The sequence below is a fragment of the Xylanimonas protaetiae genome (assembly GCF_004135385.1).
GTDB lineage: Bacteria > Actinomycetota > Actinomycetes > Actinomycetales > Cellulomonadaceae > Xylanimonas > Xylanimonas protaetiae.
In genome coordinates this window covers 1,596,032-1,611,313 of the sequence record NZ_CP035493.1, presented here as the reverse complement: position 1 = coordinate 1,611,313, position 15,282 = coordinate 1,596,032, and the positions used below count along the sequence as shown (strand labels likewise).

Here is a 15,282-nt window from a genome sequence, read left to right as displayed (position 1 = left end):
GCTGAGGAGAGGAGGCGCGCTACCGCACCGCACCCTGGGTGAGGCCGGCCACGATGTAGCGCTGGAGGAAGGCGAACAGGATCAGGACGGGCACGATGACCACGACGGCGCCGGCCATGAGGACGGGATAGGCGCTGACGTCCCCCTCGCTGTTGCGCAGCAGGGTGAGGCCCACGGGGAGGGTCATCATGCGGGCGGAGCTCGTCACGACGAGCGGCCAGAGGTAGTCGTTCCACTCGTTCACGACCGTCACGAGCGCGACGGTCGCGATCGTCGGCGTGCTGACCGGGACGATGACGCGGAAGAGCCGGGTCAGGTGCCCCGCGCCGTCCATCTCGGCCGCCTCGACGAGCTCCTTGGGCAGGGAGAGGAACTGCTGGCGGAGCAGGAACGTGCCGAAGGCCGTGCCGAGCCCGGGCAGGATGATGCCCCAGTACGTGTTGACGCCACCGAGCGCCGCGATGAGCGTGTAGTTGGGGATGAGCGAGACCTGCGCGGGCACCATGAGCGCCACGAGGATCACCGCGAAGATGAACCGCTTGAACGGGAACTGCACGAACACGAGCGCGTAGGCGGTCGTGAGCGCGAGCAGCACCTTGATGGTCGCGCCCACCACGGTGACGATCGTCGAGTTCAGGAAGAGCTGCCGGAAGTCGATCTGGTCCGACGCCGTCGTGTACGCGTCGAGCGACGGGTGGGCGGGGAACAGGACCAGGCGCTGGGTGACCACCTCGCCGGGCGTCTTGAGCGAGCCGATGACCATCCAGACGAGCGGCAGCGCCACGATGAGGGTCGCGACCACGAGCGGCAGGTAGCCGCCCGCCAGGTCGGTCAGCAGGCGGCGGCCGCGCGGCGCCCGCCGTCCCGCGACGGGGAGGGTTGCGGTCACGAGTAGTGCACCCGCCTCTCGAGGAAGCGGACCTGCAGCAGGGTGACCGCGACGAGGATGACGAACAGGACCGTCGCGAGGGCCGAGGAGTAGCCGCCGCGGTTGTAGCCACCGAAGGCCTGCAGGTAGACGTCGTACATCAGGGTCGTCGTGCCGGGGTTGAGCGGCGTCATGATCCGGATGAGGTCGAACGACTGCAGCGAGCTGAGGATCGTCGTGATGAGCAGGAAGAACGTCGTGGGCGACAGCAGCGGCAGGGTGATCCGCCAGAACCGGCGCCAGGAGCCGGCGCCGTCGAGCGCGGCGGCCTCCAGCACGTCGCCGGGCACCGACTGGAGCCCGGCGAGGTAGATGACCGCGCAGTAGCCCAGGTTCTTCCAGACGAAGACGATGCACACCATCGCGAGCGCCGGCCCCGGCTGGAGGAACCACTGCGGCATGTGGACGTGGAGCCTGCCCAGGACGTTGGACAGCACGCCCACGGTCGGGTCGAAGATGAACACCCACACGAGCCCCACGCCCACGCCCGAGAGCACGAACGGCGCGAACACGGCGCTGCGCGCGAACGTCGTCCCGACGAGCCGCCGGTTCAGCGCGAGCGCGAGCAGGAGGCCGAGCAGCATCGACCCGCCGACCGTGAACACGGTGAACAGGAGCGTCGTCCACAGCACGCGCCCGCCCTCGCCCGTGAAGAACTCGACGAAGTTGCCGAGGCCGACGAAGCGGGCCGTCCTGTTGCCCAGCGTCCACTCGAGCGTGGAGTACTGGAGGTTCTGCACGACGGGCCGCCAGCAGAAGGCGACGATGAGTGCGACGTTGGGCCCGGCGAGGAGCAGGAAGACCCAGAGGTCCCTGCGCCGCCGCGGGCTGCGCCAGAGCGCGAGCGGGTCGCGCCGCCCGGGGCGGGACGTGCGCGGCTCCCGGGCCCGGGGCCAGGCGCCGTCGACGCGCGCCTGAGCGGTCGCCGTTCCTGATGACATGCCGGTCACCCTAGGGACGGGCGATGACGAGACATGGCCGCAGGCTGTCGCCCAGGTAAACAGTGGGACAAGACTTCACGGGAGGTCCCCGTGACGCCTCCCCACCCCCGCAGACCGGGCCGCGGACCGGGCCGCGGACCGGGCCGAGCACCAGGCCGCGGACCGGCCCGCGCCCGTCAGCGGTAGCGGTAGAGCCGCACCCGCTGCACCGTGAACCGGCCCGGCTCCAGGCGCACGTGGCGGCCCTGGTGGGTCTGGTCGCCGTTCAGGTGCCGCAGCCGCTGCCACGACCCGTCGGCGGCGTAGCGGCCCTCCTCGCACGCGAGGATGCCGACGGTGTCCCCGCCGCCGGGCAGGTCGTGGAACGTGAGCGTGACGCCGATGCCGGCGACGACGAGCTCGTCGCGCCCGGTGCGGATCACGATCGCCGCGGCGGGCAGCCGGGTGGTGCCGGCGGCCTGACCGGTCTCGTTGATGACGCCGTCCGCGAGCGAGGGTGCGGGCACGCGCTCGTAGGTCGCCTCGAGCACGACGTCGTCGAGCCGCACGCGGTGCGGGGAGCGCATGTCGTCCGTGGGCGGCAGGAGCCCGGTCGTCGACCCGTCGCCGGCGTGCTCCGCGAGGAGCGGGGAGAGCTGCGCGACGACGTCGTACGCCCCCGCGAGCATGGCGGCCTCGTTCCCGGCGACGGACTCGATGCCGAAGGGCGAGAACCCGATCGCGGCGTGCCTGCCGAACGCGTACAGCGCGTTGGCGGCGGCGTCGACGGACCGCAGCGCCTCGGGGACGAACAGCGGGTTGCCGGACTCGACGTACGCGTCGGCCCAGTGCGCGAAGTCCGGGAAGTAGATGTCGGGAGCGATGAGGTCGAGCGCCGGGGCGCCCGCCCGCCAGACGTCGGCGAGGTGCGGCAGCGGGCCGGCGCTCGGGTACTGCCCCGGCTGCGCGCCCGGGCGCACCAGCGCCGCGTTGGTGTACATCGGCAGGTCGAGCTCGGCCTTCCCGGCCGCGGCGACGACGTCGACGTAGCGGGCGAAGTGCCACGCCTGGAAGATCTCCTCCGTGGCCGCGGAGTCGCCGAAGACCGTGGTCCACGTGCCCTCCTCGTGGCCCCCGGCGGCCTGCCACCGGGCGGCCAGCGCCGACCCGAGCGTGGCCCGGTGCTCCACGAGGTGGCTCATGAGCGGCTCGGGCACGGGGGCCTCGAACGCGGCGACGGCCTCGGGAGTGTGGTCGCGCGCCTCGGGGATCATGCCGATCTCGTTCTCGACCTGCACCATCACCACGGTCGACTCCTCGTCGACGTCGCGCAGGTGCGCCATGAGCGCGGCGAAGGCGCGCGCGTCGGCGTCCCGGTTGGCGGGGCTGAACGGGGACAGGATCTCGAGGGCCGCGCCGCGCGGCGTGCGCGCCCGCGGGAACCGCTCCACGTCACTCTTGACCCAGCCGGGCGCGTAGCACGACATGGAGTTCTTCCACGACCCGAACCAGAGCAGCACGAGCCGCATGCCGTGGGCGCGGGCGTCCTCGACGAGCTCGTCGACGGTGGTCCAGTCGAACCGGCCCTCGGCCGGCTCGACGAGCTCCCAGTACACGGGTGCGACCACGGCGTTGAGGCCCATCGCCTCCAGCCGCTCCCAGAACGGGGCGAGGTAGGACCGCTCGGCGGACGAGTTGCCGAGCTCACCGCCTCGGATCCAGAAGGGCTTCTCGTCGACGACCAGCAGGGTGGCGGAGCCGCGTCGCTCCAGGCGGGGCAGTGAGGTGGTCACGCGCGGGATCCTACGACGAAGGCCCCGGTCCCCCGACAAGGGGACCGGGGCCTTCGAGGCCGTGAGGTCAGGCGCCGGCCTGCAGCTCGCCCGACGGCGGCAGGTCGCTGGAGCCCGAGCGCGGCACGTCCGTGCCCGACGGCACACCCACCGCGACCGGCTCCTTGCCGGACGGCTTGGGCTTGCCCTCGAACGTGAACTCGCCGAGGATCCCTTCGCCCTGGCCGTCGACCACGACGATCTCGCCCGGCTTGAGGTCGCCGAACAGGATCTTCTCCGACAGCGTGTCCTCGATCTCGCGCTGGATCGCGCGCTTCAGAGGACGGGCGCCGAGGACCGGGTCGTAGCCCTTCTCCGCGAGCAGGTTCTTGGCCGCGGGCGTGAGCTCGATGGCCATGTCCTTGTCGCGCAGACGCTTGTCCAGCTTGGCGATCTCGAGGTCGACGATCTCGACGATCTCCTTCTGGGTGAGCTGCGGGAACACGACGACGTCGTCGACGCGGTTGAGGAACTCGGGGCGGAAGTGCTGCTTGAGCTCCTCGTTGACCTTCGCCTTCATGCGCTCGTAGGAGGTCACCAGGTCGCCGCCGGCCTGGAAGCCGGTCTGGACGCCCTTGGCGATGTCCCGCGTGCCGAGGTTCGTGGTCATGATGATGACGGTGTTCTTGAAGTCCACCACGCGACCCTGCGAGTCGGTGAGGCGGCCGTCCTCGAGCACCTGCAGCAGCGAGTTGAAGATGTCGGCGTGGGCCTTCTCCACCTCGTCGAACAGGACGACGGAGAACGGACGACGGCGCACCTTCTCGGTGAGCTGGCCACCCTCGTCGTAGCCGACGTAGCCGGGGGCGAGCCGAACAGGCGCGAGACCGTGTGCTTCTCCGAGAACTCGGACATGTCGAGCTGGATGAGCGCGTCCTCGTCCCCGAACAGGAACTCTGCGAGCGCCTTGGCCAGCTCCGTCTTCCCGACGCCCGTGGGGCCGGCGAAGATGAACGAGCCACCGGGACGCTTCGGGTCCTTCAGGCCGGCCCGCGTGCGGCGGATCGCCTGCGACAGCGCCTTGATCGCGGCCTCCTGGCCGACGACGCGCTTGTGCAGCTCCTCCTCCATGCGCAGCAGGCGGCCCGACTCCTCCTCGGTGAGCTTGACGACCGGGATGCCGGTCGACATCGCCAGCACCTCGGCGACGAGCTCCTCGTCCACCGTGGCGACCGAGTCGAGGTCGCCCGACTTCCAGGCGCGCTCGCGGTCGGCCCGCTTGGCGGTGAGCTGCTTCTCCTTGTCGCGCAGGCCGGCGGCCTTCTCGAAGTCCTGCTCGTCGATCGCCGACTCCTTCTCGCGGCGCGCCTCGGCGATCTCCTCGTCCAGGGTCTTGAGCTCGGGCGGCGCCGTCATGCGGCGGATGCGCAGGCGGGCACCGGCCTCGTCGATCAGGTCGATCGCCTTGTCGGGCAGGAACCGGTCGTTGATGTACCGGTCGGCCAGGGTGGCGGCCGTGACCAGGGCACCGTCGGTGATGGACACGCGGTGGTGCGCCTCGTAGCGGTCGCGCAGGCCCTTGAGGATCTCGATGGCGTGCTGCAGCGACGGCTCGGCCACCTGGATCGGCTGGAAGCGGCGCTCCAGGGCCGGGTCCTTCTCGACGTACTTGCGGTACTCGTCGAGCGTGGTCGCGCCGATGGTCTGCAGCTCGCCGCGGGCGAGCATCGGCTTGAGGATCGACGCGGCGTCGATCGCGCCCTCGGCGGCACCCGCACCCACGAGGGTGTGGATCTCGTCGATGAACAGGATGATGTCGCCGCGCGTGCGGATCTCCTTGAGCACCTTCTTGAGGCGCTCCTCGAAGTCGCCGCGGTAGCGCGAGCCCGCCACGAGGGCGCCCAGGTCGAGCGTGTAGAGCTGCTTGTCCTTGAGCGTCTCGGGCACGTCGCCGCGCACGATGTCCTGCGCCAGGCCCTCGACGACGGCCGTCTTGCCGACGCCGGGCTCGCCGATCAGCACCGGGTTGTTCTTGGTGCGGCGCGACAGCACCTGCATGACGCGCTCGATCTCCTTGCCGCGGCCGATGACCGGGTCGAGCTTGCCCTCGCGGGCGGCCTGCGTCAGGTTGCGGCCGAACTGGTCGAGCACCGCGGAGCCGGAGGGCTGGCCCTCGGCGGGGCCGCCGGCGGCGACCGGCTCCTTGCCCTGGTAGCCGCTCAGCAGCTGGATGACCTGCTGGCGGACCTTGTTCAGGTCGGCGCCCATCTTGGTCAGGACCTGGGCGGCGACGCCCTCACCCTCGCGGATGAGGCCGAGCAGGATGTGCTCGGTGCCGATGTAGTTGTGGCCGAGCTGCAGCGCCTCGCGCAGGGACAGCTCCAGCACCTTCTTGGCGCGCGGGGTGAAGGGGATGTGCCCCTGCGGCGCCTGCTGGCCCTCGCCGATGATCTCGGTGACCTGGGAGCGCACGCCGTCGAGCGAGATGCCCAGCGACTCCAGCGCCTTCGCGGCGACACCCTCACCCTCGTGGATGAGGCCGAGCAGGATGTGCTCGGTGCCGATGTAGTTGTGGTTGAGCATCCGCGCCTCTTCCTGGGCGAGGACGACCACCCGGCGGGCACGGTCGGTAAAGCGTTCGAACATGGGCTGCTCCTTACACGGGCCTGCAGTCGACTCTATGCGCTCCCAACTCGCCGACCCCTCGAGATGTGCCCATGTTCGCCGCAGGCGTGACGGCTGACACCGTGGTGCCCCACGCGCGGCGCGCCCCGTTGGACAGCCACCGGGTCGCGTTGCACGCTCACACCAGGACGTACCGGGACGTCGCCAGCACAGCAAGGGGGAGCCATGGACCGCTCATGGGAGGAGCTCGTCGCGAGGTTCGTGCGCCTGTCCGGCGTCGTCGCCGAGATCGACGACCCCCTGACCTGGGGCCTCGACCTCGAGGAGGAGACCGTCACGGGCGACGAGCACCCGGACGACCCGACGTCGCAGCGCTTCCTGCGCGCGTACCGCACGTACGACGGCGAGACCCTCGAGGTCGAGACGCTGCACACCCCCTGCCCGGAGTCGATGGTCGACGACGTCGTGCGGGCCGCGGCGTCGGGTGCGCTCGCCGCGCCCCTGCACGCCGACCTGCGCTCCCCCGACTTCGCCGAGGAGTTCGACGACTACCGCAGCGCGATGCGCGCCGTCGTCGAGGCCGTCGACGCGGTGCCTCTCGAGCAGGCCGCGTTCCGGCTCGGCGGGGCCGAGATGCCGTGCACGCGCGTCGTCGTCAAGGGGGTCGCGGCGGTCTACGTGCCCGTCGGCGACCGTGCCGTCGTCGTCGCCGGGTCGGCGGACCTGCTCGGCTGCGTCGACGTCGTCATGCGGCCCGTGCGGAGCCTGCTGCAGCAGGCGGACGACGCCTGAGACGATCGCGCGGCGCCGACCGGGCGAAGTCCGGCGCAACGGACGACGGACTCTGCCGCCGGGCTCCACGGGCGCTCTATAGTGCGGCGCATGACGCCCCTCGCGGGGCGCCCCGAGGATGGGAGACGTGTCGATGCACGGTGTCGTGGTCGGTGTGAGCGGGTCGGCGGAGTCCGACGTCGCGCTGGACTGGGCCCTGGCCGAGGCCGCCTCCCGGCACGTGCCGCTGACGGCGATCATGGCGTGGACCGGGCCGCGCGGCGTGCAGCCGCACGAGTACCAGGACCGGCTGGACCGCTGCCGGGAGGACCTGCTCGCCCTCCTCGACGCGTCCGTGCGCCGGACCGGCCTCACGGACGTCGAGGCCACCGCGGCCGTCGCCGAGGGCGACGCCGCGGAGTCGCTCGTCGCCGCCGCCCAGGACGTCGAGATGCTCGTCCTGGGCCGCCGCCGCCTCGGGCGGTTCGGCCGGCTCGTGCTCGGCTCGGTCTCGTCCGAGGTGGTCGAGCGCGCCGACGTCCCCGTCACCGTGGTGCGCACCCCGTCCGACGACGACGGGACCGACGCCGACGCCGAGGGGGCGACCCGCGTCGTCGTCGGCGTCGACACGTCGGGATCGTCGATGCTGGCGCTCCAGCACGCCGCGGAGGTCGCCGAGCGCACGGGCGCCGTGCTGGAGGCGCTCTTCGCGTGGCAGATCACCACGCTCGCCCCGCTGCCCGGCTCGTGGGGCTGGGCCCTCCCCTCGACGACTACGAGGCGTTCGCCGCCGACCGGCTCGACGACGCCATCGAGGCGGCCGGCGTCGTCCTGCCGCCGGAGCAGCTCGTCCGGTCGGTCGTGCACAAGTCCCCCGCCGCGGCGCTCGTCGAGGCGTCGACGGCGGCCGGGCGCGTCGTCGTCGGCGCGCGAGGGCTCGGCGGGTTCGACCGGCTGCTGCTCGGGTCGGTCAGCCGGCAGGTGCTCGAGTACGCGGCCTGCCCCGTCACCGTGGTGCGCTGACGCGGCCGTGACCACCGTCGCCGGCCTGGTCCTCACGCCGGGCGCCGGCGCGTCCCGCGACCACCACACCCTCGTCGCGGTCGAGGGGGCGGTGGCGCCGCTCCCCGTGCTGCGGCTCGACTTCCCCTACCGGACGGCAGGGAAGCGCATGCCCGACCGGGCGCCCGTGGCGGTCGGGCACGTGCGCGACGCCGCGGCGGCGTGGTCGACGGAGCTCGGCACGACGACGTCGGGCCTCGTGCTGGGCGGCCGCTCCTACGGCGGGCGCATGTGCTCGATGGCCGTGGCCGAAGGGCTGCCGGCTGCGGGCCTGGTGCTGCTGAGCTACCCGCTGCACCCGCCGGGCAGGCCGGACCGGCTCCGCGTGGCGCACCTGCCCGCCCTCGAGGTGCCGGTGCTGTTCGTCTCCGGTGACCGCGACCCCTTCGGCACGCCGGAGGAGCTCGCGCAGCACGCGGCGACGATCCCGGGTCCGGTCACGCTCGTGACGCTGCCGGGCGCGCACGACGTGCGCGGGCGCGACGGCGAGGTGGCCGCGGCCGTGGCGGCCTGGCTCGCCGCCCTCTGACCGACCTGCCGCCCGGACCTACCTGCCGCCCGCCGGCTCCTTCGGGTACTCGGCCGGGCGCTTCTCCAGCTCGATCGCGATCTCGCGGCGGTTCGCGAGCACCTCGGCGCGCTGCTCGTCGCGCTGCCGCAGCGCGTCGGCCTGCTGCTCCGGGGTGAGGTGGTCCCAGTAGAGGAGCCCGTCGAGGTGCTGGGCCTCGTGGATGAAGCAGCGGGCCAGGTAGCCCGTCGCCTCGAGCTCCACGGGCGCACCGTGCTGGTCGACGCCGCGGATCGTGGCCCCTCCCGGCCGCTCGAGCGGCACGTACGCACCCGGCACGGAGAGGCAGCCCTCGTCCTCGGTCTCCGTCTCGGCTTCCAGGTCCATCTCGAGCACCGGGTTGACGACGGCGCCGACGTGACGGTCGCCCTGGTCGTCGGTGAGGTCGTAGACGAACACGCGCAGGTCGACGCCCACCTGCGGGGCCGCGAGGCCCACGCCCTCGGCCACGTCCATCGTGGCGAACATGTCGTCGATCAGGCGGGCCAGCTCCGGGGTGCCGAGCTCCGTCACCGTCCGCGCGGGCGTGTGCAGCACGGGCTCGCCGATCTCCGTGATGCGCAGGTCGTGGCCGCGCTGCGACTCGGGCGCGTAGGCCGGGTAGTCGTCCACGCGCTCGCCGAGCAGGAAGGTCGCGGGCTTGCGCCGAAAGATCCGAGCCATGGTGACGAGGGTAGTGCGGCGCCCGGCGTCAGACGCCTCGCGCGCCGCCCGCGGCGTCCCTGCCCGCGGCGTCCCTGCCCGCTGCCTCCCTGCCCGATGCCTCCCTGCCCGCGGCGGCGATGTCGGCGCCGAGCCGCGGGAGCACGCCGAGCACGCGCGTGGTGATGACCCACACCACGGCGGCGACCGGGAGGATCGCAGCCGCTACCCACAGGCGCAGGTCGGACGGCACGGCGTCGCGCACGACCTGCGCGCGCGGCACGCCGCCGACGTCGGCGGGCAGCCACTCGGTCATGAGCTTCGCGACGAGCGTGCCGGGCTCGAACGGCCCCACCGACGTCGCGAGCAGCAGCGCGACGACGGTCAGCAGCAGCGCGAACGGCCAGGCGAAGATGCGCGACTCGCTGTCCAGGATGTCGGCCGCGGCGCGCATCGACTCGACGACGAACCCCACCGCGAGCACCACGAGCAGGACGCCGAGCTGCGCGGCCAGCAGGTCGTCGAGCACCGACGTCTCCAGGTCGGCGGACCGCCGGGCCGGCAGCCCGAACGACAGGGCCACGAGCCCGGCGATGAGCGAGAGCAGCGTGATCGTCGAGGTGAACCCCGAGATGCGCTCGAACGAGTCCCGCGTCGCCCGGCTCACGGAGCGCGACGCGCGCCGCGGCGGCTCGCGGTACACGACCAGCACCCCGAGCCCGGCGAGCAGGATCGCGAGCAGCCACGCGACGGCCGTCGCGCTGATCGCCGCGAGCGCCGCCGACGCGAGCAGCGGCCCGAAGGTGGTCGCGTCGCGGTCGTCGGCCATGCGGATGCCGAGCAGGGGGACCAGGCCGACGAGCGCGAGGAGCACCAGGCGAGCCACGAGCGGGACGACGAACGTGCCGAGGTCGCTCGCGTCGACCTCCGGGTCGCGCGCGCGGATGGTCGCCACCTCTTGCCGCAGGGCGGCACGCAGGTCCCCGCTCCAGCGCCGCGCGGTCATGGGCTGCTCCTGTGGTCGTCCGTCCGCCGATGGCTGAGCCGAGGGTATGACGACGCCGCGGGAGCGTCGCGACGACCGTCTCCGCGCGTCCGCCGGGGCCTGCGGCCGGCGCCGCGCTCGTCGCGCACGCGGGGCACGTGGCGCCCGGCGCACTCGGAACGACGAACCTCGACCTGGCGGCGGCGCCGGCTGGCACGGAGTCGCCGGGCGCTCTCGGAGCGACGGATTGCGGCCAACGCCCCCGCCGGGCCGCCCGCGGGCGGTGCACTGGGAGCGACCCGCACCACGGCGAAAGGCCGGACCGATGCTGCAGAAGCTGTTCTACGAGGGACCCGTCGCGACGACCGTCGAGTCGTACGCCGAGCGGATCGACTTCGCCCGCACGATGACGGTGGTCGCGAGCGTGCTCCTCGCCGTGATGACCACCGTGTTCGTGTGGTCCGCGACGACCGTGTTCCCGCTGGCCGACGGCACGCACGGCCTGCTCGCGACGGCGATCGTCGCGATCAAGGGGGTGGCGGGCGCCGTCATCGTGGGCGACGTCGTCTTCCTGGCGACGTCGCTGCGCGACTGGCGGCGCCTGTCGCGCGAGCTCACGGCGTTCCGCGGCCGCTGACGGGCGTCGCGGCTCGGCGGCTCGTCCCCGTATCGGAACGTGGGTTCCGTATCGGAACGTGCGATGCGATGCACGCTCCGATACGGAACCCACGTTCCGATCGCTCGTGCCGCTCACCTGCCGCCCGCCGGCGGCGGTGGCGCATACGCCAGAAGGCCCGGAATCCAAGGGATTCCGGGCCTTCTGCCTGAGCCGCCCAGGAGAATCGAACTCCTGACCTATTCATTACGAGTGAATCGCTCTGCCGACTGAGCTAGGGCGGCGTGCTGGTCCGTGGCCTTGCAGCCCGGGCAGCGACGACTAGGTTACCCGACGACGGGCGTGGTTCCCAAACTCGATCCACATCCCGCCAGCCGACGGCGCTGACCTGCGCGGACGCGTCAGCAGCGCAGCCCGTCGGCGGGCACGACGCCGTCCACGAAGAAGCTGTCCACGGCGTCGAGCACGCAGTCGTTGGAGCGGGCGTAGGCGGTGTGGCCCTCGCCGTCGTACGTGACCAGCACGCCCGAGTCGAGCGTCTTCGCGAGGCCCTCGGCCCACGCGTACGGCGTCGCCGGGTCGTGCGTGGTGCCGATGACGACGATGGGCGGGGCGCCCGTCGCGTGGAGGTCGAACTCCTGCGCGACGACGGGCACCGGCCAGTCGCGGCACACGAGGCCCGTGAAGCCGAAGAACGTGCCGACCGTGGGGGCGGTCTTCTCGATGTCGGCGAGCTGCGCGCGCATCTCGGCGACGTCGGTGGTGCCCCGCGAGTCGAGGCAGCCGACGGCACGGAACCCCTCGGCGGAGTTCGAGGAGAAGGTCCCGTCGTCGGCGCGGTCGTTGTAGAAGTCGGCGAGGTACAGCAAGGTGTCGGCCGTGCCCTGGGTGAGGACCTCGTCGAGCGCCTGCGTGAGGCTGGGCCACGACTCCTGCGCGTACAGCGTCACGGCGATGCCGTAGAACGCGAGGTTCCGGGTGACGCGTCGACTGCCGCTCGTCGGGTACGGGTCGGTGAGCGCGCGGTCGAGCACGTGGCGCACGGTGCGCATGCCGTCGTCGACGTCGCCCTTCAGCGGGCAGCCGTCGCCGCCCTGGCAGTCCGCGACGTAGTTGCGCAGCGCCTGCTCGAAGCCGGCGGCCTGGCCGGCCGAGATCTGGTCGGCGTCGAGCGTGGTGTCGATGGCGCCGTCGAGCACCATGGCGCCCACGCGGTCCGGGAAGAGGCCCGCGTACGTGGCGCCGAGCTGGGTGCCGTAGGAGAAGCCCAGGTAGTTGAGCCGGCCCTCGCCGAGCACGGAGCGCAGCAGGTCCATGTCCCGGGCGGCCGACTGCGTGTCGACGTTGGCGAGCAGCTCGCCCGTGTTCTTCTCGCACGCCGCGCCCCAGGCGGCGTACTCGGCCGCCATCGCCTCCAGGCCCTCGTCGGTGGTGGTGTCGAAGTCCTTGGCGAGCGAGACGTCCTTGCGCGCGTCGTCGAAGCACGTCACCCGCGTCGACCCGCCGACGCCGCGCGGGTCGAACCCGACGACGTCGTAGGCCTCGCGCAGGCGCTCGCCGAACGTCGGCCACGCGTAGCCGACGTAGTCGACGCCGGAGCCGCCGGGGCCGCCCGGGTTGACCAGCAGCGCGCCCTGCCGGTCGCCCGTCGCGCGGTGCCGCTTGAGCGCGAGGTCGATGGTGCCGGCTGCGGCGTCGTGCCAGGACAGCGGCGCCTTGACGGTCGCGCAGTCGAAGCCGTCGCCGCAGTCCGCCCAGTCGACCGCCTGCGCGTAGAGGTCCTCGAAGCCCTGCGGCGCGCCCTCGGCCGACGCCGTGGGGGACGCGGCCGGCGCCGCCGGCGGCTCCGCACCCGGGTCCGCGGCCGTGCATCCGGCTGCCAGCGCGACGACGGTGGCGGCCGAGACGAGGGTGCGCGCGAGGGCGGGGCGAGACTTCACCCGGCCAACCTACCGGGCCTCCCGGCGCGCCCTGACACCGCCCTGGCGCTGAGCGGGCGCCTGCGGGCGCCTAGCCCTGGGGCCGCAGCGCGACCGCCATCGCCTCGAGCGCGAGCAGCGGCGCCACGTTCCCCTCGAGCCTCTCGCGTGCGACGCCGATGGCGTCCATGCGCCGCACCGTCTGCTCCGGGGTGGAGTCTGCGGCGAGCGCGCGCACCACGGCCAGGTCGGCCGGGTCGAGCCCGTTGACGAGGTCGACGTCGGCGCCGAGCTGGACGACCAGCACGTCGCGGTAGAGCGAGAGCAGGTCCACCATCGACCGGTCGAGCACGTCGCGCTGGCGGCGCGTGGCCCGCCGCTTCTGGTCGTCCTCGAGCTGTTTGACCTGGCTGCGCAGGCGCGGCGGCAGCGTCTCACCCTCGCCCGCGCCCAGGGCACGCAGCAGCTCGGCACGCTCGACGGCGTCGCGCTCGACCGTCGACGCCGTCGCCTCCGCCTTGGCGACGTCGACCAGCTCGCCCGCGGCGAGCACCGCGTCGCCGACGCCGCGGATCCGGCGGGCGACGTCGAGCACCGCGCTGCGACGTCGTCGGGCGTCGGGGTCGCGGGCCAGGCGGCGCGCGAGGCCCACGTGGGACTGCGCGGCGCGCGCGGCCGCGAGCGCGACGGCGGCGTCGGCGCCGTCGCGGCGCACCACGAGGTCGGCGACGGCCTCGGGCGGCGGGACGCGCAGCGGCACGGCCCGGCAGCGCGAGCGGATGGTGGGCAGCACGTCCTGGACGCTGGGGGCGCACAGCACCCAGACGGTGTGCGGCGGCGGCTCCTCGATGGCCTTGAGCAGCACGTTCGTGGTGCGCTCGACCATGCGGTCGGCGTCCTCGACGAGGATGACGCGGTACCGGCCGAGCGACGGCGTGCGCGCGGCGGTGCCGATGAGGCCGCGCACCTCTTCGATGCGGATGGTCACCTGGTCGGTGGCGACGACGGTGAGGTCGGGGTGGGTGCCGGCGAGCGTCGTCGTGCACTGGTGGCACGTGCCGCAGCCGCCGCCGGCGCCGTCGTTCCCGGTGCACTGGAGCGCGGCGGCGAAGGCGCGGGCCGCGACCGAGCGGCCGCTGCCGGGCGGGCCCGTGAGCAGCCAGGCGTGCGTCATGGAGCGCTGGTCGGCGACCGCGCGCCGGAGCACGTCCACGGCGGCCTCCTGGCCGACGACCTCGTCCCAGACGGTCATGCGCCGGCGTCCCGCGGGGCGGCCTCGACGGCGTCGGGGACCGCGAGGCGCTCGGCGACGGCTGCCCGGACCGCCGCCTGGATCTCCTCGACCGTGCCGCGGGCGTCGACGACGGCCCACCGGGCCGGGTCCGCGGCGGCCCGGCGGAGGTACGCGTCGCGGGTGCGCTGCCGGAACGCGTCGTCGACCCGCTCGAGGCGGTCGAGGTCGCGGGCCATGCGGGCGCGCGACGTCTCGAGGTCGACATCGAGCAGGACGGTCACGTCGGGCAGGAGCCCCTGGACGGCCCAGAGCGAGAGGTCCTCGACCTCCTGCTCCGAGAGCTCGCGACCGCCGGACTGGTAGGCGACGGACGAGTCGAGGTAGCGGTCCGTGACGACGACGGCGCCGCGTTCCAGCGCGGGGCGCACGAGGGAGGCGACGTGGTGGGCCCGGTCGGCGGCGTAGAGGAGGGCCTCGGTGCGCGGGTCCATGTCCTCGCTGTGGAGCACGAGGCGGCGGACCTCGAGGCCCAGCGTGGTGCCCCCGGGCTCGCGCGTCACGACGACCTCGCGACCCGTCGCCGCACCGAGCCAGTCGCCCAGGAGGCGCGCCTGCGTCGTCTTGCCGCTGCCGTCGCCGCCCTCGAACGAGACGAAGTACCCCGGGTTGCTCACGGCCTCCACCCTAGCCGCGGGCGCCGACACGCCCTGTGGTCAGACCAAGAGTGGCCAGCATCACAGCCGGTGTCGCGACCCTCCGTGTCGCGCACGGGGCCCGGCGGTCCAGACTGGAGGCGGTACCGAACCCCGAGCACTGGAGGTCCACCGTGTCGCTGAACGTCACCGAGCTCACCGAGGCAGAGTCCTGGGAGTTCCTCGGCCTGCAGGACGTGGGTCGTCTCGCGACCGCCGCCGCGAGCGAGCCGGAGATCTTCCCGGTCAACTACGCCGCCTCGAACGGCCGCATCTTCGTGCGCACGGCCCCCGGGTCGAAGCTCGCCGAGGTCGCCGTCAACGGCAAGGTGGCCTTCGAGGTCGACCAGCTCGGGCCGGAGCTCGCGTACTCCGTCGTCGTCAAGGGCTCGGCCGAGATCCTCGAGCACGACGACGACCTGGTCGACGCCGAGCACACAGGCCTCATGACCTACCAGGAGAACGAGGACGCCCCGAAGAACGTGTGGCTGCGCATCAGCGTCTCGGAGGTCTCGGGCCGCCGGTTCGTCAGGGTTGCCTGAGTCTTG

13 protein-coding genes, 1 tRNA gene and 2 pseudogenes are annotated in these 15,282 nt (G+C 73.1%); 6 read left to right on the top strand and 10 right to left on the bottom strand.

Translation table 11 applies throughout. The features are described from left to right. Positions 1 to 19 precede the first annotated feature (19 nt). From ET471_RS07280 to ET471_RS07265, 4 genes and pseudogenes are all read right to left on the bottom strand, one after another. Positions 20 to 889 (bottom strand): carbohydrate ABC transporter permease, encoded by an 870-nt coding sequence (locus ET471_RS07280; protein WP_242496464.1) that lies wholly within the window; start codon positions 887 to 889, stop codon positions 20 to 22. After that, entirely contained in the window at positions 886 to 1,869 is a 984-nt protein-coding gene (locus ET471_RS07275) for a carbohydrate ABC transporter permease (RefSeq protein WP_129187289.1), read from the bottom strand. The genes ET471_RS07280 and ET471_RS07275 overlap by 4 nt, the downstream gene beginning before the upstream one ends. Before the next feature lie 176 nt (positions 1,870 to 2,045). Continuing rightward, positions 2,046 to 3,641: a GH35 family beta-galactosidase gene (locus ET471_RS07270; protein WP_129187287.1), complete on the bottom strand. Its 1,596-nt coding sequence runs from the start codon at positions 3,639 to 3,641 to the stop codon at positions 2,046 to 2,048. A 67-nt stretch (positions 3,642 to 3,708) separates the two neighbouring features. After that, positions 3,709 to 6,266 (bottom strand): annotated as a pseudogene (locus tag ET471_RS07265) (ATP-dependent Clp protease ATP-binding subunit). A 204-nt stretch (positions 6,267 to 6,470) separates the two neighbouring features. Here ET471_RS07265 and ET471_RS07260 point away from each other — a divergent pair. From ET471_RS07260 to ET471_RS07250, 4 genes and pseudogenes are all read left to right on the top strand, one after another. Next, the gene (locus ET471_RS07260) at positions 6,471 to 7,037 is read left to right on the top strand and encodes a hypothetical protein (protein ID WP_129187285.1); all 567 of its coding nucleotides are present in this window, start codon (positions 6,471 to 6,473) and stop codon (positions 7,035 to 7,037) included. Between the two features lie 118 nt (positions 7,038 to 7,155). Next, positions 7,156 to 7,695: pseudogene (locus tag ET471_RS18960) on the top strand (universal stress protein); the annotation flags it as partial. A gap of 32 nt (positions 7,696 to 7,727) precedes the next feature. After that, positions 7,728 to 8,039: a universal stress protein gene (locus ET471_RS18510; protein ID WP_242496517.1), complete on the top strand. Its 312-nt coding sequence runs from the start codon at positions 7,728 to 7,730 to the stop codon at positions 8,037 to 8,039. Between the two features lie 7 nt (positions 8,040 to 8,046). Beyond that, positions 8,047 to 8,607, top strand: coding sequence for an alpha/beta hydrolase family protein (locus ET471_RS07250; RefSeq protein WP_129187283.1), 561 nt, complete (start codon positions 8,047 to 8,049; stop codon positions 8,605 to 8,607). Positions 8,608 to 8,625: 18 nt separating this feature from the next. Here ET471_RS07250 and def read toward each other — a convergent pair whose 3' ends face one another. Beyond that, on the bottom strand, positions 8,626 to 9,309 hold the full coding sequence (def, locus tag ET471_RS07245; RefSeq protein WP_129187281.1) for a peptide deformylase: 684 nt from the start codon (positions 9,307 to 9,309) through the stop codon (positions 8,626 to 8,628). 28 nt (positions 9,310 to 9,337) lie between these two features. Next, positions 9,338 to 10,294 carry a hypothetical protein gene (locus ET471_RS07240; protein ID WP_129187279.1) on the bottom strand — a complete coding sequence of 319 codons (957 nt, stop codon included), beginning with the start codon at positions 10,292 to 10,294 and terminating at the stop codon, positions 9,338 to 9,340. 304 nt (positions 10,295 to 10,598) lie between these two features. Here ET471_RS07240 and ET471_RS07235 point away from each other — a divergent pair, with 304 nt between their 5' ends. Continuing rightward, the gene (locus ET471_RS07235; RefSeq protein WP_129187277.1) at positions 10,599 to 10,910 is read left to right on the top strand and encodes a hypothetical protein; all 312 of its coding nucleotides are present in this window, start codon (positions 10,599 to 10,601) and stop codon (positions 10,908 to 10,910) included. A 190-nt stretch (positions 10,911 to 11,100) separates the two neighbouring features. Here ET471_RS07235 and ET471_RS07230 read toward each other — a convergent pair. The 4 genes from ET471_RS07230 to tmk form a co-directional block, all read right to left on the bottom strand. Then, positions 11,101 to 11,173: transfer RNA gene (locus tag ET471_RS07230), tRNA-Thr, on the bottom strand. A gap of 117 nt (positions 11,174 to 11,290) precedes the next feature. Then, the gene (locus ET471_RS07225; RefSeq protein WP_129187275.1) at positions 11,291 to 12,829 is read right to left on the bottom strand and encodes an alpha/beta hydrolase; all 1,539 of its coding nucleotides are present in this window, start codon (positions 12,827 to 12,829) and stop codon (positions 11,291 to 11,293) included. Positions 12,830 to 12,899: 70 nt separating this feature from the next. Further along, positions 12,900 to 14,060 (bottom strand): DNA polymerase III subunit delta', encoded by a 1,161-nt coding sequence (locus ET471_RS07220; protein WP_129187273.1) that lies wholly within the window; start codon positions 14,058 to 14,060, stop codon positions 12,900 to 12,902. After that, positions 14,057 to 14,716 carry a dTMP kinase gene (tmk, locus tag ET471_RS07215; RefSeq protein WP_129187272.1) on the bottom strand — a complete coding sequence of 220 codons (660 nt, stop codon included), beginning with the start codon at positions 14,714 to 14,716 and terminating at the stop codon, positions 14,057 to 14,059. The genes ET471_RS07220 and tmk overlap by 4 nt, the downstream gene beginning before the upstream one ends. A gap of 152 nt (positions 14,717 to 14,868) precedes the next feature. Between tmk and ET471_RS07210 the strand changes: the two genes are divergently transcribed. Continuing rightward, entirely contained in the window at positions 14,869 to 15,276 is a 408-nt protein-coding gene (locus ET471_RS07210; RefSeq protein ID WP_129187270.1) for a pyridoxamine 5'-phosphate oxidase family protein, read from the top strand. Positions 15,277 to 15,282 lie beyond the last annotated feature (6 nt).

What these genes read in the sequence shown, in the direction of transcription:
- def (WP_129187281.1), bottom strand. Translation starts at nt 9,309, where the DNA reads ATGGCTCGGATCTTTCGGCGCAAGCCCGCGACCTTCCTGCTCGGCGAG.
- ET471_RS07235 (WP_129187277.1), top strand. Translation starts at nt 10,599, where the DNA reads ATGCTGCAGAAGCTGTTCTACGAGGGACCCGTCGCGACGACCGTCGAG.
- ET471_RS07260 (WP_129187285.1), top strand. Translation starts at nt 6,471, where the DNA reads ATGGACCGCTCATGGGAGGAGCTCGTCGCGAGGTTCGTGCGCCTGTCC.
- ET471_RS07220 (WP_129187273.1), bottom strand. Translation starts at nt 14,060, where the DNA reads ATGACCGTCTGGGACGAGGTCGTCGGCCAGGAGGCCGCCGTGGACGTG.
- ET471_RS07275 (WP_129187289.1), bottom strand. Translation starts at nt 1,869, where the DNA reads ATGTCATCAGGAACGGCGACCGCTCAGGCGCGCGTCGACGGCGCCTGG.
- ET471_RS07240 (WP_129187279.1), bottom strand. Translation starts at nt 10,294, where the DNA reads ATGACCGCGCGGCGCTGGAGCGGGGACCTGCGTGCCGCCCTGCGGCAA.